This window comes from Streptococcus sp. HMSC066E07 (assembly GCF_001814695.1).
Classification (GTDB): Bacteria; Bacillota; Bacilli; order Lactobacillales; family Streptococcaceae; genus Streptococcus; species Streptococcus hominis.
Map to the genome: position 1 here is coordinate 1,453 of NZ_KV817466.1, position 20,810 is coordinate 22,262.

Consider the following 20,810-nt stretch of genomic DNA (forward strand, 5'->3'; position numbering starts at 1 on the left):
CTGGGACAATAATGTCTCGATTCTATCAAAAAAAGCAGGCTCTTTGTCAACTGTAGTGGGTTGATGAAAAGCTAAGATTGAGAGAGGACGAGATTCGTTCTCTCTCTTTTGATGTTCAAAGCGATGAGAATGCGTTTCTTAAAGTTGTCAAAGTTCCTGAATCCAAAAGCGTTTCGCTTAATGACCTTGATGAGATTGTTAGTCGCTTCCAGCTTGGCGTTGGAGTAGGGCAGTTCCAAGGCATTGAGAATCTTGTCTCTGTCCTTCAGGAAAGTCCGAAAGACGGTTTGAAAAATTGGGTGAACATCAGAAATAACCTCCTCAATCAGATCGAAGAAATGATTAGCTTGCTTTTCCTGAAAGTGAAAGAGCAGAAGCTGGTAAAGCTCATCTTCCCTTTCTTGAAGCTATACTCATCCCAGCTCATGATTTCTGGCAGTCTCTGCCAGTTGGTTTCAAATTTGAATTCCTTGAGCTTGCGAATGACGGTTGAAGTTGAGATCGAGAGCCTGTGGGCAATATCGGTCATGGCTTGTTTCTCAACCAGTAATTGAGCGATTTTCTGTTTGACTGCAGAGGCAATCTGGTGATTTTTCTGGACGAGGGAGGTTTCGGCGACAGCCATTTTTCCACAGTTCTTACAGCGAAAGCGCCGCTTTTTGAGTCGGATAAGGGTTTTGTATCCCGCTGTTTCCAGATAAGGGATTTTAGAAGGTTTCTGGAAGTCGTATTTGGCCATCTGCCGATTAATTTGCAGGGATATAATTATGGACTAACTTATTTTGCATATCCTTGGCTGGGATCGCTTGCAATGTTTGTTTTTTGTTTTAGTTTAGGCGTTTTATTAAGTTGGGTGATGGAAAAGACGAATTCTATCTGGGCTCCAGCACTCTTGCACGGTGCTGTTAATGCCATTGTTGGCGTGGGTCTTTTATTTCAATTGCCAACAGAAAAAGCATTAGCCTTGCGTATTCTAGGTCCGACACCCACAGGACTTCTGGCAGTTTTACCTTTCTTGTGTTTAGCGCTAGCCATTTTACAAAAAGAAAAGAGGGAAACTCATGAGTTTTACTAATACCTTCAAGGCCCTATCTCATCCTGTGAGACGAGAGATTTTAGATTTGTTAAAAATGGACAAGATGTCTGCTGGGGAAATAGCAGACCAGTTTGAATTGACAGGAGCCACCATTTCGCACCACCTCAATGTCTTGAAGCAGGCGGATTTGGTTGTGGAAACACGGGAGAAAAACTTTATTTACTATGAACTCAATACGTCTGTGTTGGAGGATATGATGGTGTGGTTAGCAGACTTGAAAGGAAGTAAAAGAGATGAAAATGAATAAAAAAATATTAGGACTAACAACTGTTATGATTCTGTTGCCTGTGCTTGTGGGTTGTTTCTTTTGGGATCGGCTACCAGAAACGATGGCAACGCATTTTGATTTTTCGAATCAAGTAAATGGATTCAGTAGTCGAGGGTTTACAGTTTTTGGTATTCCTAGTTTTCTGCTGCTTATACATTGGTTTTGTTTATTTGTGACTAGCAAGGATCCTAAATCTAAGAATATTAGCTTGAAAATGTGGCATCTGGTTTATTGGATTATTCCTTTGACATCTTGTTTAGTCATGACAGCTATTTACGCGCAAGCCTTGGGTTATGCAGTTAATCATGCTTTGATGAATGGTATGTTTTTAGGAGTTCTATTTATTGCTATTGGGAATTACATGCCAAAAACTCGTCGCAATTATACGGTTGGTATACGTTTCCCATGGACTTTGGATAATGATGATAATTGGATACGAACACACCGCCTGGCTGGTAAAATTTGGGTGATTGGTGGTATTATCATTTTCTTTAATGGTTTCGTTCAGATTGCAGTTACGTTCGTGCTTGTTTTTACTCTAATCATTATGATTAGAGTGCCAATGATTTATTCTTACTGGTTATCTAAAAGGATACACTGATTCATTTGCTGTTTAGCTTGAAACTTTTTTAGTCTAATTATCGTTGTGGGAGCGGGACGACAAAATTGAACTCTTTAAGTTGCTGATTTTTGTCTCGCTCCTATTATCTTGTTAAAATACGATTTCTAGAAATATTGAAAAATATTGAAAAATTTTCTAGAATAGGCCGAGAAAATAGAGGGAGAAAAAATGAAATTTTATTCTTATGATTATGTTTTGAGTCAAATCAGGCAGCAAAACTGGGTGACGGTTGGACTTTCTATTTTGTTGTTACTTGTGACAGGTTTTTTTGCTTTTAAGGCTTATCGAAATAAGCGCGATTCGAAATTTCGTGAATTGGCGATTATCTCCATTTTGTCTTTGATTGCTATCGTTCTGATTGGGATTAGCACTTTTCAGACCAATCAAGCCTCTAATAACCAGTTCCAAACTTCTCTTCATTTTATTGAAGTTATTTCAAAAGATTTGGGAGTAGATAAGTCAGAGGTTTATGTTAACACTTCAGCTGCGACGGATGGAGCAATTTTAAAAGTTGGAAAAGATTTTTATCGAGCTATGAGTGGCAGTGAGCCAGATAAGTACTTACTGGAAAAAATTAAATTGCGTAAGACAACAGATATCAAATTAGTGGAGGTTAAAAAATGACATTGAATTTTCTTGAAATCTTGATTAAATTAGCGTTGGGGCTGTTTTCACTCGTGTTTGTTATCAATGTGACAGGAAAAGGAAATCTGGCACCTAATTCCGCGATCGACCAGATTCAAAATTATGTTCTAGGTGGTATTATTGGTGGGGTGATTTACAATAGTTCTATTAACATTCTCCAGTATGCGATCATCCTCATTATGTGGACGATCTTGGTCTTGACTCTAAAATGGCTCAATAACAATGTTCGGGCAGTCAAGCATTTGATTGATGGTAAACCGACTACCCTGATTCAGCACGGGAAGTTGAGCCCTGAAGCTTGCCGCTCCGTTGGCCTTTCAGCGGCTGATGTGGCTCTGAAGTTGCGTAGTCAAGGAATTTTTCAACTAAAGCAAGTTAAACGAGCAGTCATGGAACAAAACGGTCAGCTTATTGTCGTACAGGCAGGTGAAGAAAATCCGAAATACCCCATTATCACAGACGGTGTTGTCCAGATTGATATTTTAGAGTCTATTGACAAAACAGAAGAATGGTTAATCGAGAGGCTCGCTAAGGAAGGCTATACTGATATTTCTAATATCTTCATCGCAGAATATGAAAGTGGTAACTTGAGCGTTGTGACGTATTAAGAGTATTTTCCTTTTTGAATAGATAAAAGCAAAAAATAGAAAAGGAGATTTTGCTAGGAATCTTGCAGAGAAATCAAGATAAAGGAGCTGTGAAGCTTATTTGAAATAAAAAGGTGAAAAATGAAGCTGCTGTTGAAATTATAGTTAAAAGACAGATAGCATTAAAGATAGCAAAGGAATATTAAAAAATCTTTTTCTAAAATGGTACAAATATAAAAAATAAAGCTCTATCTGACTAGTCCATTCAGATAGAGCTTTTGCTTTTGAGTAAATCAGAATTTTTGTTTGTAATTCTATTCTTGTAAGAACTGTCAACAAAAATCCTTACTGTCAGATAGGACAGTAAGAGAATTCAATCAGGGTTAGAACATTGCTGTTAGTACAGTAATAAATCCAAATACAATACCTGGAGCATTTGCAGCAGCAAGTGGTAAATCGCGTTCTTTTTTAAACAAACCATAATAAACCCAAAGGCTACAGTTAATTGCAGCTACCAAAGGTTGGATAAAGTTTCCCTTATGTCCAGCTAAATTATCCATAATTTGTGGTATATAAGATACATACATCATGACAGACATGAATGTTGCCATCCATCCTATCATTTTCATTCGTTTTTCGTCCATTTATATAATTTCTCATAAAATGTAGTGTAGAAAACTAGAATTCATTTATAACTAAATTAATGTAAAACAATTAATGCAATATCACTATTTTATACTAATCATAAAATTTAAGCAAGAATAATATACTAATAACTATGAGTGTAGCATAAATCAACTCTATTTTTTATTTAAAAAACTATGTAATATGTTATAATAAAGTGTTATCAAATATGAGGTTTCATTTGCCTTGAAAGGAAAAGCTATGACTGAAAAGAATTTTTATATTACAACGCCAATTTACTATCCAAGCGGTAAGCTCCATATTGGGAGTGCTTATACGACCATTGCTTGCGATGTCCTTGCTCGTTACAAACGTCTCATGGGTTATGATGTTTTTTATTTGACAGGGCTTGATGAGCACGGTCAAAAGATTCAGCAGAAAGCGGAAGAAGCAGGTATTACACCGCAAGCCTATGTTGACAGCATGGCAGTTGGTGTTAAGGAACTTTGGAAACTTCTTGATATTTCTTACGATAAATTTATCCGTACGACGGATGATTACCATGAAAAAGTAGTAGCAGATGTTTTTGAACGTCTTCTGGCGCAAGATGATATTTATCTAGGTGAGTATTCTGGTTGGTATTCTGTTTCGGATGAGGAATTCTTTACAGAAAGTCAGTTAGAAGAGGTCTTCCGTGATGAAAACGGCAAGGTGACAGGGGGAATTGCTCCGTCAGGTCACGAAGTGGAATGGGTTTCAGAAGAATCTTACTTCTTGCGTTTGGGTAAATATGCCGACCGTTTGGTAGAATTTTTCCATGCCCATCCAGATTTTATTCAGCCTGATGGCCGTATGAATGAAATTATCAAGAACTTTATTGAGCCAGGCTTGGAAGATTTGGCTGTATCGCGTACCTCATTTACTTGGGGGGTAAAGGTACCTTCCAATCCTAAGCACGTGGTTTACGTATGGATTGATGCCCTTCTCAACTATGCAACAGCTCTTGGTTATGGTCAAGATGACCATGCCAACTTTGATAAGTTCTGGAATGGTACAGTCTTCCACATGGTTGGCAAAGACATTCTGCGCTTCCACTCCATTTATTGGCCGATTATGCTCATGATGTTGGATATGAAATTGCCAGAGCGTCTGATTGCCCACGGTTGGTTTGTCATGAAAGATGGTAAGATGTCCAAGTCTAAAGGAAATGTCGTTTACCCAGAAATGTTGGTTGAACGCTACGGACTTGATCCGCTTCGCTATTATCTCATGCGCAGTTTGCCGGTCGGTTCTGACGGAACCTTCACGCCAGAAGATTATGTTGGGCGCATTAATTATGAGTTGGCCAATGACCTCGGTAACCTCCTCAACCGCACGGTTGCCATGATTAACAAGTATTTTGACGGTCAAGTGCCGATTTATAAAGAGAATGTGACAGAATTTGATGCGGACTTGGCAGCAGTAGTAGTAGAAAATATCGCAATCTACCACAAACAAATGAATGCTGTGGATTATCCACGCGCCCTTGAAGCGGTTTGGAATATTATTTCTCGTACCAATAAATACATTGATGAGACAGCTCCGTGGGTATTGGTTAAGGATGAAGCTAAACGTGATGACTTAGCAGCGGTTATGGCGCATTTGGCAGCCAGCCTGCGCGTGGTGGCTCACCTCATTCAGCCATTTATGATGACCACATCAAATGCCATCATGGAACAGCTTGGTTTAGGGGCAGATTTTGACCTAGAAAATCTAAATTTAGCAGGACTTCCGACAGGTGTCAAAGTAGTTGCCAAAGGCACGCCAATCTTCCCACGTCTAGATATGGAAGAAGAAATTGCTTATATCAAGGAGCAAATGGAAGCTAATAAGCCAGCCATTGAAAAGGAATGGGAGCCAGAAGAAGTAGAACTCAAACTCAACCGCAAGGAAATCAAGTTTGACGATTTTGACAAAGTAGAACTCCGTGTCGCAGAGGTTAAAGAAGTTTCTAAAGTTGAAGGTTCTGATAAATTGCTTCAATTCCGCTTGGATGCGGGAGACGGCGAAGATCGTCAAATTCTGTCTGGGATTGCTAAATACTATCCAAACGAGCAAGAATTGGTTGGCAAGAAAGTCCAAATCGTAGCGAACCTCAAACCACGCAAGATGATGGGACGTATCAGCCAAGGCATGATCCTCTCAGCAGAATATGGTAATCAACTAACTCTGCTCACAGTAGATCAAAATGTACCAAATGGTAGCTTGATTGGGTGAGCCCACAGGAAGATTAGAATTAAAAATGAGCCTGGGACAATAATGTCTCAGCCTCGCTTTGTTTATCGTTCCGGTCAATGGAATAAAAGAAATTGGTAGTCTATTACCTACATCAACGGCTTATCTAAGAATTGTTTCCCCACGTCTGAGGGTCGGATAATTTTCCTAAAAAGTAGTTCACTTCGTCCGAGGGTCAGATAGCCTGCCTAAAAAGTAGTTCACTTCGTCCGAGAGTCGGACAGTCTGCCTGAAAAGTGGTTCACTTCGTCTGAGGCTCGGATAGCCTGCCTGAAAAGAAGTTTGCTCCGTCTGAGGGTCGGACAACCTTCACGAAAATAGATTTACTTCATCCGAGGGTCGGACGACCTATTTGAGTAGTAGTTAAAAAAAGGGAGTGAGACAGGACTCCCTTTTGTAGTATAAAACATGATGATGTACTATTCATCTTTATTTAAAAATGAAAATCTCTCCGTCAGGCTCGCCCAATTTCCCCGCATATCGGTCATAAAAGTGGCTGGGTTGGGTGTTTTAAAATCATCAATCCAAGCTTGGTAACGGATTGAAATGAGGAGCCGAGTTAAGCGGTTCAGCATTTCTTTTTCTTGCTCGGTAAGGGCGTGGGCATTTTGGACGATAGTTAGCACTTTCTTGATACTGTTGGGTTGGAAAAATTCATCAATGGACGTAATCTGAGCGTCTAAAATGAGACCGAAAAAGACATCAAAGAAATCTTTGAGCTCGTCATCAGGAACAGTTTCCACCCATTCTTTTAGAGTTTTGTCTGTCTGAATGCTGTCTGGGTTGAGCGTGTCAAGTAAGACAAAGTGCTCATTTTCAATTTGCCAAGAGAAAGTGTCATGCTGGGCAATTCCACCAATGGCTACGCTTTTAACGATGTGAGCTTGCTTAGGCGTTTCCAGCATCATCCCGACGATAGAGCCTTGAGGAATGTAGCGTTTGATTTTTGAAGCAATGCTTTGATAACCCTCTGTTTCAATAATCGTATGGTTTAATCCTGGAGCATCAAAACTGTAGATTTGCTTGATTCTATCTTGCAAAGAAGGCTCTACTTGGCTGCTAGCATAAGTCGCTAGATTACCACCTTTGGAATGTCCGGTCAAGATAAAGGTGGCTGTTGGAAATGCCTGCATGACCTTTTGAACGTAGCGTACAGCAGTTTGCTGCGCAGGGACATGCTCCATATAAGTCATGTGAAAATCTTCTTTCCAACCGATAATGGAATCATCCGTTCCGCGAAAAGCAATGACGAAGGTATCCAAATCAATCTTATAAGTCATAGCAGCAAATTGTTTTTGCACATCTAAGTCAATATCATTCACATAACCTAAGAGTTTGATGTTCTTATAGCGTTTGACACTTGCTGCCTGCTGCAAGAGTGCCAAGCGGTGTTTGGTATTCATCATGGAGTTTTCTTGGGGCATATATTGTGGCACATCAGTTAAACGGCTGGCTTTTTGCAGGTCAAGACCGTCCGTGACGATTGTGTCATAGTTTAGATACGTAATCTCGGTCAAAAGCAGAATATCCAGCTCTGTAAAGGGCTGATTGTAGATACTGTCGTATTGTACATCTTCTAAATAGTTAAAAATATTTCCCATAAAGGCTCTCTTTTCTGAAAATCTATTGTTAGTATAGCATATTTTCCCAAGTCTTTGTTATAATAGAGAAAGAAAGCGGAAATGAGGGATAGAATGCACAAGATATTATTAGTAGAAGACGATGCCGTCATTCGCCAACAAGTCAAAAAAATGCTGGAGCAATGGGGATTTGAAGTGGTTGCAGTAGAGGATTTCATGCAAGTCTTGACGAGTTTTGTCAAGGAAGAGCCGCATCTAGTGCTAATGGACATCGGCTTGCCTCTCTTTAATGGATACCACTGGTGTCAAGAAATTCGCAAGATTTCTAAAGTGCCCATTATGTTTTTGTCATCAAGAGACCAAGCAATGGATATCGTCATGGCAATCAATATGGGTGGAGATGATTTTGTCACAAAACCATTTGACAATAATGTCCTTCTTGCTAAAGTGCAAGGATTGTTGCGGCGGTCTTATGAGTTTGGAACGGATCAAAGCTTACTGGAATATCATGGAGTTATTCTCAATCTCAAGTCCATGGATATGGTTTATGAAGGTGAAGTCATTACCTTGACCAAAAATGAATTTCAGATTTTGCGCGTGCTGTTTGAGCATTCTGGCAGTATTGTCGCGCGTGATGACCTGATGAAAGAGCTCTGGAATAGTGATTTTTTCATTGATGACAATACCTTGTCGGTCAATGTGGCACGGTTGCGGAAAAAATTAGAAGAAGTCGGTCTCAAGAATTTCATTGAAACAAAGAAAGGTATAGGCTACGGATTAACCAATGGATCATCAGAATAAGCGTCTATTTTTCAAATATTACTTCCGCTCGCGTCAATTTTTATGTTTGTTGCTACTTATTTTTTATAGTCTACTGTTTGCTTTTTTTTACCTTTTTGAAAGTGAACGTGCTGTTTTACGGTATGTCATGTTGCTCTTGCTCTTGGTTAGCTTGATAGGATTCGTCTTTGACTTTGTTAAACAATATCAAACTTTTCGTCGCGCTGTTTTATATGGAGAAAGTCAAGTAAAAACTCCCTTGGAAACATTACTTTTCTCCAAAATCGAAACTTTAGAAAAGGACAAAAAAGAGCTGCAATTACAGCATCAAGCAAAGCAGAGTGATCTATTAGATTATTATACACTTTGGGTGCACCAGATCAAGACGCCGATTGCTGCGAGCAAACTCTTGGTGGAGGATTTACAAGAGCAGACACTGAAAAATCAGTTAGAGCAAGAACTGTTTAAGATTGATTCTTATACAAACTTAGTCTTGCAATACCTGCGGTTGGAAAGTTTTCATGATGATTTAGTCGTGAAAAGAGAAAATATAGAAGACTTGGTCAAAGATGTTGTCAAAAAGTATGCCATTTTCTTTATTCAGCAAGGTCTTCGTCTAAATTTGCATGATTTGAATCACACCATTATTACAGATAAAAAATGGTTTGTCGTCATTTTAGAACAGGTACTCTCAAATAGTCTCAAATACACCAGCCAAGGTGGTATTGAAATTTTCTTTAAGGAAGATACCTTGTATATGAAAGATACTGGCTTAGGGATTCAGGATGCGGATCTTCTGCGTGTATTCGAGCGTGGCTTTTCCGGCTACAATGGGCGTCTAACGCACCAGTCATCCGGTTTGGGACTCTATTTATCTAAGAAAATTGCGGATGAACTGGGGCATGAGTTGCATTTGCAGTCGGTGGTCGGTGAGGGCACAACCATTATGATTACTTTTAAAGAAAAGAAATTATTGTTTGAATAAATGCAATCTTACAAAATTGTAAGGTTAGCCTCTAAAAATGAAAGGTTATGTTATGGTAGCAGCCTTTCTTTTTTTGTATCATAAGTTTAGAAAATGAATGATGTTTAACAGAGGAGACAGTCATGAAAACAAAAGGATTGAACGCTTTTCAGCTCAAGCTCTTAATGGCTTTTTTAATGGTCTTTGATCACCTTGAAAAAATACCAGGCTTACTGTCAGGCGAATGGGCGAGCATTTTTCATGCTTTAACACGCTGCGTAGCAGTTTGGTTTGCATTTGCAGCGGTCGAAGGCTTCTTATATACTCGAAGTCGTCTGCTTTATAATATACGCCTCTTTTTATGGTCAGCTATCATGTTTGTCGGAAATACGATTCTCAATTTGCTGTTTCAGTCTAAAGGAGTTCAGATATATAATAATATTTTCTTAACCTTGGCTTGCGGTGTACTTGTCCTCAATATCTTTTTTGGCATAAACCAAACGAGCAAGCCAGTTGACATTAAACGCCAGCCTATTCGCTTTATCTTAGGCATTGTTGTTTGCTTGCTTGCTGGTTTTGTGATAGAAGGTGGTATGGTCATTATTCCATTTATGTTGATTACCTATACTTGCAGGGAAAAGAAAAACCTACGCAATCTTCTGTATGGTATTTTAACGGTTGTCCTATTTTGTATGAGTATTCAGATTTATCCGTCATGGAGTGACACGCTGTTAATGATGTTTTATAATTCAGATTGGCTCTTTATTACAGTACTGCCTTTCATTTCACTTTATAATGGTGAGCGCGGTCCTGCGACCAAGTGGAGCAAGTATTTCTTTTATATCTTTTATCCAGCACATTTATGGTTGATTACATGTATCGCTTACCTCGTACACAAGTAGATGAAAAATTGGACGATGATGAATTGGCTACAATAGGAAGATTGGAAAAAGAAAGCTGAGGATAAATATGGTAAAATTTTATTGAAACAAGACAAGCAATTGCTTCAACCAAGTGTTAAAAGATATTGAAAAAGCGCAATTTGGCTATGAAGTGAGTCAATCAGCGCAACAGTTATATTTTGGATTTTAAAAGGAGAAAATGATGACACTATTAGACGTACAACATGTGAAGAAAATTTACAAAACTCGCTTTCAAGGCAACCAAGTAGAAGCACTGAAAGACATTCATTTTACGGTGGACAAAGGTGATTATGTCGCTATCATGGGTGAGTCGGGGTCTGGGAAATCCACTCTGCTCAACATTCTTGCCATGCTAGACAAGCCAACCGAAGGACGCGTCTTTCTCAATGGCACGGATACAGCGATGATTAAAAACAGTCAAGCTTCGAGCTTCCGTCGGGAAAAATTAGGTTTCGTTTTTCAAGATTTCAACCTGTTAGACACGCTCTCGGTCAAGGACAATATCCTCTTGCCGCTCGTTCTGTCACGCCGACCGATTACAGAAATGATGCAAAAGTTGGTTACTACTTGTAATGAACTGGGGATTAACCAATTGCAGGAAAAATTCCCCTATGAAATTTCCGGTGGTCAAAAGCAGCGGGTGGCAGTAGCGCGTGCTATTATCACCAATCCAGAAATTTTGCTGGCAGACGAGCCAACAGGGGCGCTCGATTCTAAGTCTTCTGCGGCGCTTTTAGATGTATTTGATGACATCAATGACCGCGGACAGACGATTCTTATGGTAACGCACTCGACTTCGGCGGCAAGCCGAGCTAAGCGAGTACTGTTCATCAAGGACGGAATTTTGTACAATCAAATTTTCCGAGGCGATAAAACAGAGCGGCAGATGTTCCAAGAAATTTCAGATACCTTAACGGTTATGGCAAGTGAGGTGAGTGGTTATGTTCAAACTAACGAATAAATTAGCAGTCTCAAACCTGATAAAAAATCGCAGTCTGTATTATCCATTTGCTCTAGCAACGATTGTGGCAACAGCGATTTTGTATAGTTTCGTATCGCTCGCTTACAGTCCAAATCTAGAAGCTAGTTACGGCGGTTCGGCGGCTCGTATGACCCTGCAATTTGGGATTTGGGTCGTTCAGATTGCAGTTCTTATCCTTATCACCTATGCCAATAGTTTTGTCATGAAGAATCGCTCACGGGAGCTTGGTTTGTACAGTATCTTAGGAATGGAGAAGCGGCACATGCTGCTGATGACTTTCTTTGAAATGCTTTACTTTTTCTTAGTGACTGTCGGACTTGGAATTGGCTTGGGTTTTCTTTTAGACAAATTGCTTTTTGCAGTTTTACTGAAATTTATGGGAATGAAAGTAGTGATTGCCTCAACTTTCCAATGGTCGAATATCTTCACCGTTTTAGCTAGTCTGGGTGTGGCTTTTGCGCTAATTCTCTTTTTAAATTCCACGCGCCTGCTTCGTTACAGCTCGCTTCATTTGATGAGAGAAAAGAAGGCTGGGGAGAAAAAAGGACGATTTCTTGGCTTACAGACACTTGTGGGGTTAGGATTTCTGGCTGCGGCTTATTATATCGCACTCACAGTTGAGAAACCAGTTGCTGCGATTTTGAATTTTTTTATCGCAGTTCTCATGGTCGTTTTAGCAACCTACCTCCTCTTTAACGCTGGAACGATTACGCTTTTGCAATTTTTAAAGAAAAGAAAGAAGTACTATTATAAAACGCAGAATTTTATTTCTGTTTCTAATTTGATTTCTCGTATGCGTAAGAATGCTGCAGGCTTAGCTACGATTTCAATCCTTTCAACCATGCTACTGGTGACCTTGGTTGGCTCTATTAATATCTATGTGGGTGGGAAAGACTATCTGACAACTTTGTATCCAAAGGATTATAATATCATGGTTACAAGCGCAAAGACGGATAAAAATGCAGCAATTTTACAAGCAGTCAAAGAAGTAGCACGGGAAAAAGGCTTGACAGATGCCAAGTATGAAAATTATAGTTATCAATTTTCTATGATTTCAAAAATCAATGGCAATCAGCTGACTATTGCCGAAACGACGGATGGACTAAGTGTAGAAGAAGTTCAAAATATGATTGCTCCTCTCCTTGTCATCAGTCGTCAAGAGTACGAAAAAATGACAGGAAAAACCGTTGATTTGGCTGATAATGAAGCACTTCTATATGCAAAAAATCTTCAAATCAATCAAAAGCAAGCTCTTACCATCAATGGAAAATTGTGGAATATCAAAGAGTATTTGACAACGGATTTTGCACATGGCAAGATTGTCAATACATCTGGTATGGTATCAGAAAAAAACATGTATATGGTTGTCAATAATCCCAGTCAAGTCGGTCTGAAATCTTTCTATACTTACTACATCGGTATCCAATCTTCCAATAAACAGGTTGATCTCCAAGAAAGTATTTTCAATGCTCTTCAGCAACAAGGTCAGGAAAGTGGCAATATCAGTCTTTCTGAGCGTTATCACATTGAAAAAGAATATCAGGGTGTGATTGGGACTCTTCTATTTATCGGAATTTTCCTTTCTACGATTTTCCTGCTTGGGACAGTTCTTGTGATTTATTACAAACAAATTTCAGAAGGTTATGAAGATCGTGAAGGATTTATCATTTTGCAGAAAGTCGGACTGGATGAGAAGCAAACGAAAGCAACGATTCGCAAACAAATTTTAACAGTTTTCTTCTTACCACTTATCTTTGCCTTTCTTCATATCGCTGTTGCTTTTCATATGTTGCAGCTGATTGTAGCTCTCTTAGGTGCAACAAATGTGCCGTTACTCATTCAAACAACAATAGCCACTTGCGGTGTCTTCCTCTTAGTTTACATCTTAGTGTTTGTGATAACCTCCAGAAGCTACCAAAAGATTGTAGCACGATAAGTATTTTGAACCATTCGTCTTTTGGCGAGTGGTTTTTATCTTGTAAATCTGACTTCTTATCTAGTTAGTAGAACCTCTTATCCAAAAGTGCGAGATTTTTTTAAAAGTGAGGAGTATGATAAGTTCGTAAAATAAATTATTGGAGGAACGTTATGCTACTAGAAACACGCCATCTTAGCAAAGTCTATGATAATAAGCAAGCTGTGAATGATTTGAATCTTCAGATTGAAACAGGAAGTTTTACCGCTATTTTAGGACCAAATGGTGCTGGAAAGTCTACAACGATTCAAATGTTGACAGGGCTTTTGCAACCTACGGCAGGAGAGATACTGTATGATAACCCCATTAAATTAGGTGTTGTTTTCCAAAACAGTGTTTTAGATGATATGCTAACGGTGCAAGAAAATTTAGAAATCAGAGCAGGTCAATATAAGGATATTGATAAAGGAAAAGTTGATAACTTAGTGAATCAATTGGGATTGCAAAATTTCTCAACGCAATTATATGGGACTTTATCAGGTGGACAAAAACGACGAGTGGATATTGCCCGTGCTCTGCTGAATAGCCCAGATATTCTCTTTCTTGATGAACCAACTACGGGTTTAGATATTCAAACTAGGAAAGCCATTTGGGAGCTGATTCACCAGTTGCAAATAAAAGAGAAGATGACGGTTATCTTAACCACTCATTATTTAGATGAAGCAGATGATGCAGATATGATTTATATTGTGGATCACGGTCAAGTGATTGCTAAAGGCTCTGCTAATCGGATTAAAGAGCAGTATGCTCAGAATTTTCTCAAGGTATTCGTGACCGATACTGCTGATTTTAAAGAAATTTTGAAGGAAGAGATTCCTTTTGAGGAAGTAAGAGTGAATGAACTGTTGATTCACCCAGAAACGACAGAAAAGGCTTTAGAGATTCTAACGTGTGGTCGCTCTTTTATTCGACAATTTGAATTTCGACCAGGAACAATGGACGATGCTTTTATGGCGTTGACAGGAAGAGAGGTACGTTAAAATGATAATAATCATTAAAAGAAATTTTTTACTATATTTTCGTAATCGTAGTGGAGTGGTTTTATCCCTTCTTGGAGCCATGATTTCCTTTATATTGTACTTAGTTTTTTTGAAAGCAAATATCAAGACCTCTTGGAGTCAAGTCCCTCATACCAATCAGTTATTGGATTCGTGGTTGATTGGTGGAACGCTTGCCATTACAGGGTTAACCACAACCTTTTCGAGTTTTTCCCAACTAGCGAAAGATAGAGAAAGTAACGTAACACAAGACCTAGTTCTGACAGATTTGGGACGCTGGGGCTTGTCTATCAGTTACCTTCTGAGTACTGCCATCATTGGATTTTTGATGCAGATCATCATGTTTACTGTCATGGAAGGCTACTTTATCTGGGACGATCAGATTGTCGTTGATTTGACTTTGCTTCCTCAAATCCTCCTTATTATGGTGCTCAATGCACTCTTATGTTCGATTTTCAATGGTATTCTTGTGAATCACTTCAAATCAGTAGATACGCTTGGAAAGCTAGCAACGATTATCGGAGCTGCCTCTGGTTTCTTAGTTGGAACCTATATTCCAATAGGGGTTCTTCCGTCATTTGCTCAAACGATAATGAAATGTACTCCCTCCACATATATTGCTTCTCTCTTTAGACAAGTAATGATGAAAGATAGCTTAGCTACTGCTTTTCATCATAATACAGCAGCGCAAGATTATTTTGAAAAGATGATGGGCATTCAATTAAAGTGGGAATCTCTATTGACAATGAAAGAAACATACTATATAGTTGTAGTAGTTTTAGTTACCTTGCTTGTCATTTGGACAATCCAACAGCTTGCTACCAATCGGTGGACTAAAACTGCTTAAATTGATAGAAAGTTAGAGAAATTTTTTGCAGACTAAATTCAAAATGAATCCAACCATTCCTTCAAATGATCCACTTGTTGTGATTCAAGCGGACGAGTTAGAAGCTGAAGCCAAAGAAATTTTTGAATATTTACATCAGTACAAGTCGTCTTATGTGAATGCTATTCCCATTAAAACAGATGATAAAATTGTCATGGTAAAGACGGATCAGATTATTTTGGCAGACATCAATCAGACAACATTGATGGTGTATTGTGTGGATGGTATCTATGCGACGACCGAAACACTCACACATTTTCAAAGTCGGGTTAATCGTAAGAACTTTATTCAAATTTCAAAACACGCTGTCATCAATATTGACCATTTGTTATCATTATCGGATAGCTTTTCAGGGAATATGACGGCTAGATTGACAAACAAAATTAAGTCAAGTGTCAGTCGAAAATACGTCAGATTGTTGATGGATTATCTCGGTTTGTAGAAAGGAACAAACATGAAAAAAATTGTAGTGTCTATGCTAGCAGGTCTGCGCACTGGTTCCTTAGCTTATTTACTTGTCTTAGCTATTCAGATCCAAGAATCCCAAGCGACAACCGCTAATATCATCAGTATCTTGATAATGAGTGCTTTGATTGGCTTGTTTTCCTTGCTGTTTGAAATTGAACGTTTTTCTTATTTGCTACAGTTAACGATTCATTTTTGCCTAACTTTAATTGTAGTTTGTGTGATGATGATTTATAATGGCTGGGCCTTCAATCTTGTGCGAGCTGAATTTTGGCTAGATTTCATTGTTATTTATATTTTAATTGGGCTATTTGTTCGCTTAGATATTTATCTAAAAACAAAGAAAATCAATGAAGCACTCAGAAATCGTGCAAAAGAATAGCTTAGGTCTTGTAGTTATATCCAAAGGGCTGGGACACATTTGTCCAAGCCTTTTTTCTTACAAAAATGTAAGTTTTTAAGGCTCAAATGAAAGGTTATGTTATGGCAGCTGTTTAGCGATTTTTGTATGATATAAGTGTAAAGAAAATAAAGGAGAAAGAGCATGAAAGCAATTTTATTAAAGTAAAAATCAATGCCAAAAACTGAAAAAATTTCCAAAGAAGAAATCGAAAAGACAAAAATCGGCTGTGCTTCTAGTCAATACTATTTCTGGTTGCAGTATAGTCATTAAAAGATTGGATAAATTAAAAAATCATGTTCATCAATCTTACAAAAATGTAAGATAAAAGTGAAAAATGAAAGGTTAAAGTATGGAAAGTTGCTTTTCTTTTCAGTATGATAGATATATAAGAATTTGTTAGGAGAAAATGATGACACTATTAGACGTACAACACGTGAAGAAAATTTACAAAACCCGCTTTCAAGGCAATCAAGTGGAAGCACTGAAAGATGTTCATTTTACAGTAGATGAGGGCGATTATGTCGCCATTATGGGGGAATCTGGCTCTGGGAAATCCACTCTGCTAAATATTCTTGCCATGCTGGATAAGCCAACTGAAGGACGCGTCTTTCTCAATGGTACGGACACCGCCACAATCAAAAACAGTCAGGCTTCGAGCTTCCGTCGGGAAAAATTAGGCTTCGTTTTTCAAGATTTCAATCTGTTAGACACGCTCTCGGTCAAGGACAATATTCTCTTGCCGCTCGTTCTGTCACGCCGCCCGATCACAGAAATGATGCAAAAGTTGGTCACGACTTGTAATGAACTGGGGATTAACCAATTGCAGGAAAAGTTTCCCTATGAAATTTCAGGTGGTCAAAAGCAACGGGTGGCAGTGGCGCGTGCTATTATCACCAATCCAGAAATTCTGCTAGCAGACGAGCCGACAGGTGCGCTCGACTCTAAGTCGTCTGCAGCGCTTTTAGATGTCTTTGATGACATCAATGACCGCGGACAGACGATCCTTATGGTAACACATTCGACTTCGGCGGCAAGCCGTGCTAAGCGCGTACTATTTATCAAGGACGGAATTTTGTACAATCAAATCTTCCGAGGAGATAAGACCGAGCGCCAGATGTTCCAAGAGATTTCAGATACCTTAACGGTTATGGCAAGTGAGGTGAGTCAAGGTGTTTAGATTAGCAGGAAAACTAGCGGTTTCTAACCTAGTGAAAAATCGCAGATTGTACTACCCGTTTGCTTTGGCAACTTGTTTAGTCGTCGCTATTTCATATATTTTTAATTCTTTAGCCTTTAATCCCCATTTGCAAAAAATACAGGGGGCAAAGTCTATGGTGTTTGTCTTAGCTCTTGGAGTGGTTATCGTGACAATTGCTGCTACGATTATCGTTTTTTATGCCAATAGCTTTGTCATGAAAAATCGTTCGAAAGAACTGGGACTCTATGGAATGTTAGGACTTAACAAACGTCATCTTTTTACGATGGTGTTCATTGAACTCTTGATTCTAGGTTTGACGACTGTAGCCATTGGTTTAGGATTCGGTATCATATTTGACAAATTGATTTATGCCTTTTTATTGAAATTGATGGGGTTTAAAGTTGTCTTGGTTTCTACTTTCCAATTGCCTGTTTTGATTTTTGTTGTAGCCACCTATGCCTTTATTTTTATGGGCTTGCTTATTGTTAATGGCTGGCGCATCATGCGCTTGAATGCATTACAAATGGCAAAAGAGACAAATAGTGGTGAGAAAAAAGGACGTTTTCTCCTCCTCCAAACAGTTATTGGTATGGCCTCTTTAGTCTATGGATATTATTTAGCACTCAGTGTTCAAAACCCAATAACAGCGATTTTTGTATTTTTCGTAGCGGTTCTTTTTGTTATTTTAGGGACTTATCTGCTGTTCAATGCAGGGATTACGGTATTTTTGCAGTTGCTCCAGAAAAATAAACGATATTACTATCGACCAAACAATATGATTTCTGTCTCTAATCTCATTTTTCGGATGAAGAAAAATGCGATTGGCTTAGCAACGATTTCGATTTTGTCAACCATGGTCTTAGTCACCTTAGCTGGTGGTATCAACATTTATGCAGGTGCTGATTATTTGAAAAAAGCGATGTATCCTCAAGACTATACTATAAAGGGAAGAGAAGTATCAGCTGCCCAATTGGAACAAGCATTGACAGAGTTTGCAAATGAAAATCATCTAAAAGTTACTAAGAAAAATGCCTATCAATATTATTCTATGGGAATTAAAAAACAAGACAGTAATCAGCTTGACATTTATCCAAAAGGAGAAACACGAGTTTCTCCACAAGCTTACATTCTTCTGTTTTCAGCTGCTGATTATCAAAAGATGACTGGCAAAACGTTGGACTTAAAAGACAATGAGACAGCCATCTTTGCAAAAGGAATATCTGTAAGGCAAGATCAACCTCTTAAGCTGATTGAGCAAGAATTAACAGTGAAAGAACTTTTAAAAGATGACTTTGTTCTTGGAAATGTCGCGGATCAGTATAATATCGTTGTACCGCAGTCACTTTTTATGGTTGTTAATGATCCACAAAAGATAGTAGATGCACAAAAGGAGCACTACACAATTAATACAGAATTATATGGTGGATTGAATATTAAGGCTTCTGATAAGGAAAAAGGGGATTTGGATACAACTTATCAGAAGAAGTTGAAACAGTTCAATACGACGCTCCCCGATAATGCCGGTGTGTATGGTTATACAAGAATCCAAGGTATGCAGGAAATCATGAGCATGCTCGGTGGGGTTTTCTTTATCGGAATTTTCCTATCTATTGTCTTTATGCTAGGAACGGTTTTAGTAATTTACTACAAACAGATTTCAGAAGGATATGAAGACCGTGATCGCTTTGTGATTTTACAAAAGGTGGGACTGGATGAAAAGCAGACCAAGCGAACCATTCGCAAGCAAATTCTGACGGTGTTCTTCTTGCCACTCATCTTTGCCTTTGTTCATCTGGCTTTTGCTTATCATATGCTGAGCCTTATGCTGAAAGTTCTGGGTGTCTTAAATGCTACATTGATGTTGGAAGTTACGCTTGGCGTTTGTGCTGTTTTCTTTATCGTTTATGTACTTGTCTTTCTCATCACATCACGCAGTTATCGTAGAATTGTGTCGATGTAAGTTGGAGATTAGTGATAAGCATAATGAAAAATGTTATTGACATAGTAATTAAAACAGGAGTAAGTCAAATCTTACTCCTGTTTTAATTTCCTTCATAAAAAATAGTCTGTCGGATTCCTTTTTGATTGCTTTTATGGTAGAATAATTCAATCTAATAAATTGGAGTTTAGGATGAATATTTTTCGGAAAAAAGATGTCAGTCGAGCTCGGACTGGCATGCGTCGTCATTTACGATTGCTTGATTTGATTTTGTTAGGAATTGGCGCTATGGTGGGAACGGGGATTTTCACGATTACCGGAACGGCGGCTGCAACTTTAGCTGGTCCCGCTTTGGTAATTTCGATTATTATTTCTGCTCTTTGCGTGAGTATTTCTGCTTTCTTTTATGCAGAATTTGCATCAAGAATTCCTGCAAATGGAGGTGCTTATAGCTATCTCTATGCTGTCCTTGGTGAGTTTCCAGCTTGGATAGCAGGCTGGCTGACTATTATGGAATTTATGACGGCGGTATCTAGCGTTGCCTCTGGTTGGGCATCCTATTTGAAAGGCTTGTTGAGTGGATTTGGTTTAAGTATACCAAATCCACTCAACGGAACCTTTAATCCGCAAGCGGGAACCTATGTAGACTTACTGCCGATTCTTGTTTTGGTATTTGTGACTGGTGTAGTGCTGTTAAATTCCAAAGCAGCTCTGCGATTTAATTCCGCTTTGGTTATCTTGAAGTTTTCGGCGCTTGCCCTTTTTATCTTTGTAGGGATTTTCTTTATTAAGCCTGAAAATTGGTCTCATTTTGCTCCGTTTGGCTTTGGTAAACTCTATGGTGGCAATGTTGGAATTATGGCTGGCGCCTCTCTGATGTTCTTTGCCTTTTTGGGTTTTGAGTCTATTTCTATGGCAGTGGACGAGATTAAGGAGCCACAAAAAAATGTTCCACGAGGAATTGTGCTATCTTTGTCCATTGTAACGGTACTTTATATATTGGTGACACTGGTTCTGACAGGGATTGTCCACTACAGCAAGCTAGATGTGGCAGATGCTGTCGCGTTTGCGCTTCGCAGTGCGGGACTTAGCTGGGCAGCTAATTATGTGTCAGTGGTGGCTATTTTGACTTTGATTACTGTCTGCATTTCCATGACTTATGCTCTGTCGCGTATGATTTACAGCATTGCGCGTGACGGTTTATTGCCAAAGTCTTTCAGGAAATTAACCGCCACTAGTCGAGTTCCGAAAAATGCAACGATTTTGGTAGGAATAGCTGCAGCAGTGTGTGCTGGTATTTTTCCGCTAGCCAGTATCGCATCCTTTCTAAACATCTGCACCTTGGCTTATCTGATTTTGTTAGCAGTGGCTATTTTGAAGTTGCGCAGGGATAAAGGACTTCCTCAAGCAGGGGAATTTAAAACTCCCTTGGTACCTCTGACGCCTGTCTTATCCATTATTATCTGCCTGTCTTTCATGACCCAGTATGGCTCTGATACTTGGCTAGCATTCGGGCTTGCCTTACTAGTTGGAACAATTATCTATTTTATCTATGGCTACCAACATTCGGAAATCAATTGATGAGTTTACCTTACAAAAAT

Annotated in this window: 19 protein-coding genes and 2 pseudogenes; 18 read left to right on the forward strand and 3 right to left on the reverse strand. The window is 38.9% G+C overall.

Annotated features, from left to right (window positions below; translation table 11 throughout):
• Window positions 1-71 precede the first annotated feature (71 nt).
• Window positions 72-742, reverse strand: a pseudogene (locus tag HMPREF2984_RS09525) (transposase); the annotation flags it as partial.
• On the opposite strand from HMPREF2984_RS09525, the pseudogene HMPREF2984_RS08440 reads away from it, so the two are divergent.
• From HMPREF2984_RS08440 to HMPREF2984_RS08460, 5 genes and pseudogenes are all read left to right on the forward strand, one after another.
• Window positions 725-1,075: pseudogene (locus tag HMPREF2984_RS08440) on the forward strand (CPBP family glutamic-type intramembrane protease); the annotation flags it as partial. The pseudogenes HMPREF2984_RS09525 and HMPREF2984_RS08440 overlap by 18 nt on opposite strands.
• On the forward strand, window positions 1,062-1,343 hold the full coding sequence (locus HMPREF2984_RS08445; protein ID WP_049533669.1) for an autorepressor SdpR family transcription factor: 282 nt from the start codon (window positions 1,062-1,064) through the stop codon (window positions 1,341-1,343). The pseudogene HMPREF2984_RS08440 and the gene HMPREF2984_RS08445, both read left to right, overlap by 14 nt.
• The gene (locus HMPREF2984_RS08450; RefSeq protein ID WP_049533666.1) at window positions 1,330-1,965 is read left to right on the forward strand and encodes an SdpI family protein; all 636 of its coding nucleotides are present in this window, start codon (window positions 1,330-1,332) and stop codon (window positions 1,963-1,965) included. Before HMPREF2984_RS08445 ends, HMPREF2984_RS08450 begins: the two co-directional genes overlap by 14 nt.
• A gap of 189 nt (window positions 1,966-2,154) precedes the next feature.
• The gene (locus HMPREF2984_RS08455) at window positions 2,155-2,610 is read left to right on the forward strand and encodes a DUF3290 family protein (RefSeq protein ID WP_003028312.1); all 456 of its coding nucleotides are present in this window, start codon (window positions 2,155-2,157) and stop codon (window positions 2,608-2,610) included.
• Window positions 2,607-3,239: a DUF421 domain-containing protein gene (locus HMPREF2984_RS08460; RefSeq protein WP_003028311.1), complete on the forward strand. Its 633-nt coding sequence runs from the start codon at window positions 2,607-2,609 to the stop codon at window positions 3,237-3,239. The genes HMPREF2984_RS08455 and HMPREF2984_RS08460 overlap by 4 nt, the downstream gene beginning before the upstream one ends.
• 362 nt (window positions 3,240-3,601) lie before the next feature.
• Here HMPREF2984_RS08460 and HMPREF2984_RS08465 read toward each other — a convergent pair whose 3' ends face one another.
• Window positions 3,602-3,862: a SemiSWEET family transporter gene (locus tag HMPREF2984_RS08465; RefSeq protein WP_003028309.1), complete on the reverse strand. Its 261-nt coding sequence runs from the start codon at window positions 3,860-3,862 to the stop codon at window positions 3,602-3,604.
• Window positions 3,863-4,103: 241 nt separating this feature from the next.
• Between HMPREF2984_RS08465 and metG the strand changes: the two genes are divergently transcribed.
• Window positions 4,104-6,098, forward strand: a complete 1,995-nt coding sequence (gene metG, locus HMPREF2984_RS08470) for a methionine--tRNA ligase (RefSeq protein ID WP_049533658.1) — start codon at window positions 4,104-4,106, stop codon at window positions 6,096-6,098.
• 437 nt (window positions 6,099-6,535) lie between these two features.
• Here the strand turns inward: metG and HMPREF2984_RS08475 are convergent, their stop codons facing one another.
• Window positions 6,536-7,717 carry a DUF2974 domain-containing protein gene (locus tag HMPREF2984_RS08475; protein ID WP_070671089.1) on the reverse strand — a complete coding sequence of 394 codons (1,182 nt, stop codon included), beginning with the start codon at window positions 7,715-7,717 and terminating at the stop codon, window positions 6,536-6,538.
• Window positions 7,718-7,810: 93 nt separating this feature from the next.
• Between HMPREF2984_RS08475 and HMPREF2984_RS08480 the strand changes: the two genes are divergently transcribed.
• The 12 genes from HMPREF2984_RS08480 to HMPREF2984_RS08535 all read left to right on the forward strand — a co-directional run bounded on the left by HMPREF2984_RS08480 (window position 7,811) and on the right by HMPREF2984_RS08535 (window position 20,790).
• Window positions 7,811-8,497 (forward strand): response regulator transcription factor, encoded by a 687-nt coding sequence (locus tag HMPREF2984_RS08480; protein WP_070671091.1) that lies wholly within the window; start codon window positions 7,811-7,813, stop codon window positions 8,495-8,497.
• On the forward strand, window positions 8,481-9,461 hold the full coding sequence (locus HMPREF2984_RS08485; RefSeq protein WP_070671093.1) for a sensor histidine kinase: 981 nt from the start codon (window positions 8,481-8,483) through the stop codon (window positions 9,459-9,461). The genes HMPREF2984_RS08480 and HMPREF2984_RS08485 overlap by 17 nt, the downstream gene beginning before the upstream one ends.
• Window positions 9,462-9,583: 122 nt before the next feature.
• Window positions 9,584-10,342: a TraX family protein gene (locus HMPREF2984_RS08490; protein ID WP_070671095.1), complete on the forward strand. Its 759-nt coding sequence runs from the start codon at window positions 9,584-9,586 to the stop codon at window positions 10,340-10,342.
• Window positions 10,343-10,544: 202 nt separating this feature from the next.
• Window positions 10,545-11,324, forward strand: coding sequence for an ABC transporter ATP-binding protein (locus HMPREF2984_RS08495; protein WP_022524390.1), 780 nt, complete (start codon window positions 10,545-10,547; stop codon window positions 11,322-11,324).
• A complete protein-coding gene (locus tag HMPREF2984_RS08500) occupies window positions 11,305-13,281 on the forward strand; it encodes an FtsX-like permease family protein (RefSeq protein ID WP_070671098.1) in 1,977 nt (658 codons plus the stop codon). Before HMPREF2984_RS08495 ends, HMPREF2984_RS08500 begins: the two co-directional genes overlap by 20 nt.
• 152 nt (window positions 13,282-13,433) lie before the next feature.
• Window positions 13,434-14,300, forward strand: a complete 867-nt coding sequence (locus HMPREF2984_RS08505; RefSeq protein WP_070671100.1) for an ABC transporter ATP-binding protein — start codon at window positions 13,434-13,436, stop codon at window positions 14,298-14,300.
• A gap of 1 nt (window position 14,301) precedes the next feature.
• On the forward strand, window positions 14,302-15,165 hold the full coding sequence (locus HMPREF2984_RS08510; protein ID WP_070671102.1) for an ABC transporter permease: 864 nt from the start codon (window positions 14,302-14,304) through the stop codon (window positions 15,163-15,165).
• A 43-nt stretch (window positions 15,166-15,208) separates the two neighbouring features.
• Window positions 15,209-15,646 (forward strand): LytTR family DNA-binding domain-containing protein, encoded by a 438-nt coding sequence (locus HMPREF2984_RS08515; RefSeq protein ID WP_003030752.1) that lies wholly within the window; start codon window positions 15,209-15,211, stop codon window positions 15,644-15,646.
• 12 nt (window positions 15,647-15,658) lie between these two features.
• The gene (locus tag HMPREF2984_RS08520; protein WP_070671104.1) at window positions 15,659-16,051 is read left to right on the forward strand and encodes a DUF3021 domain-containing protein; all 393 of its coding nucleotides are present in this window, start codon (window positions 15,659-15,661) and stop codon (window positions 16,049-16,051) included.
• A 430-nt stretch (window positions 16,052-16,481) separates the two neighbouring features.
• Entirely contained in the window at window positions 16,482-17,249 is a 768-nt protein-coding gene (locus HMPREF2984_RS08525; protein ID WP_070671106.1) for an ABC transporter ATP-binding protein, read from the forward strand.
• Window positions 17,242-19,230, forward strand: coding sequence for an ABC transporter permease (locus HMPREF2984_RS08530; protein ID WP_070671108.1), 1,989 nt, complete (start codon window positions 17,242-17,244; stop codon window positions 19,228-19,230). Before HMPREF2984_RS08525 ends, HMPREF2984_RS08530 begins: the two co-directional genes overlap by 8 nt.
• 171 nt (window positions 19,231-19,401) lie before the next feature.
• A complete protein-coding gene (locus HMPREF2984_RS08535; protein WP_070671110.1) occupies window positions 19,402-20,790 on the forward strand; it encodes an APC family permease in 1,389 nt (462 codons plus the stop codon).
• Window positions 20,791-20,810: the final 20 nt, after the last annotated feature.

Coding starts and splice junctions, on each gene's coding strand:
- HMPREF2984_RS08445 (WP_049533669.1), top strand. CDS start 1,062: ATGAGTTTTACTAATACCTTCAAGGCCCTATCTCATCCTGTGAGACGA.
- HMPREF2984_RS08450 (WP_049533666.1), top strand. CDS start 1,330: ATGAAAATGAATAAAAAAATATTAGGACTAACAACTGTTATGATTCTG.
- HMPREF2984_RS08455 (WP_003028312.1), top strand. CDS start 2,155: ATGAAATTTTATTCTTATGATTATGTTTTGAGTCAAATCAGGCAGCAA.
- HMPREF2984_RS08460 (WP_003028311.1), top strand. CDS start 2,607: ATGACATTGAATTTTCTTGAAATCTTGATTAAATTAGCGTTGGGGCTG.
- HMPREF2984_RS08465 (WP_003028309.1), bottom strand. CDS start 3,862: ATGGACGAAAAACGAATGAAAATGATAGGATGGATGGCAACATTCATG.
- metG (WP_049533658.1), top strand. CDS start 4,104: ATGACTGAAAAGAATTTTTATATTACAACGCCAATTTACTATCCAAGC.
- HMPREF2984_RS08475 (WP_070671089.1), bottom strand. CDS start 7,717: ATGGGAAATATTTTTAACTATTTAGAAGATGTACAATACGACAGTATC.
- HMPREF2984_RS08480 (WP_070671091.1), top strand. CDS start 7,811: ATGCACAAGATATTATTAGTAGAAGACGATGCCGTCATTCGCCAACAA.
- HMPREF2984_RS08485 (WP_070671093.1), top strand. CDS start 8,481: ATGGATCATCAGAATAAGCGTCTATTTTTCAAATATTACTTCCGCTCG.
- HMPREF2984_RS08490 (WP_070671095.1), top strand. CDS start 9,584: ATGAAAACAAAAGGATTGAACGCTTTTCAGCTCAAGCTCTTAATGGCT.
- HMPREF2984_RS08495 (WP_022524390.1), top strand. CDS start 10,545: ATGACACTATTAGACGTACAACATGTGAAGAAAATTTACAAAACTCGC.
- HMPREF2984_RS08500 (WP_070671098.1), top strand. CDS start 11,305: ATGTTCAAACTAACGAATAAATTAGCAGTCTCAAACCTGATAAAAAAT.
- HMPREF2984_RS08505 (WP_070671100.1), top strand. CDS start 13,434: ATGCTACTAGAAACACGCCATCTTAGCAAAGTCTATGATAATAAGCAA.
- HMPREF2984_RS08510 (WP_070671102.1), top strand. CDS start 14,302: ATGATAATAATCATTAAAAGAAATTTTTTACTATATTTTCGTAATCGT.
- HMPREF2984_RS08515 (WP_003030752.1), top strand. CDS start 15,209: ATGAATCCAACCATTCCTTCAAATGATCCACTTGTTGTGATTCAAGCG.
- HMPREF2984_RS08520 (WP_070671104.1), top strand. CDS start 15,659: ATGAAAAAAATTGTAGTGTCTATGCTAGCAGGTCTGCGCACTGGTTCC.
- HMPREF2984_RS08525 (WP_070671106.1), top strand. CDS start 16,482: ATGACACTATTAGACGTACAACACGTGAAGAAAATTTACAAAACCCGC.
- HMPREF2984_RS08535 (WP_070671110.1), top strand. CDS start 19,402: ATGAATATTTTTCGGAAAAAAGATGTCAGTCGAGCTCGGACTGGCATG.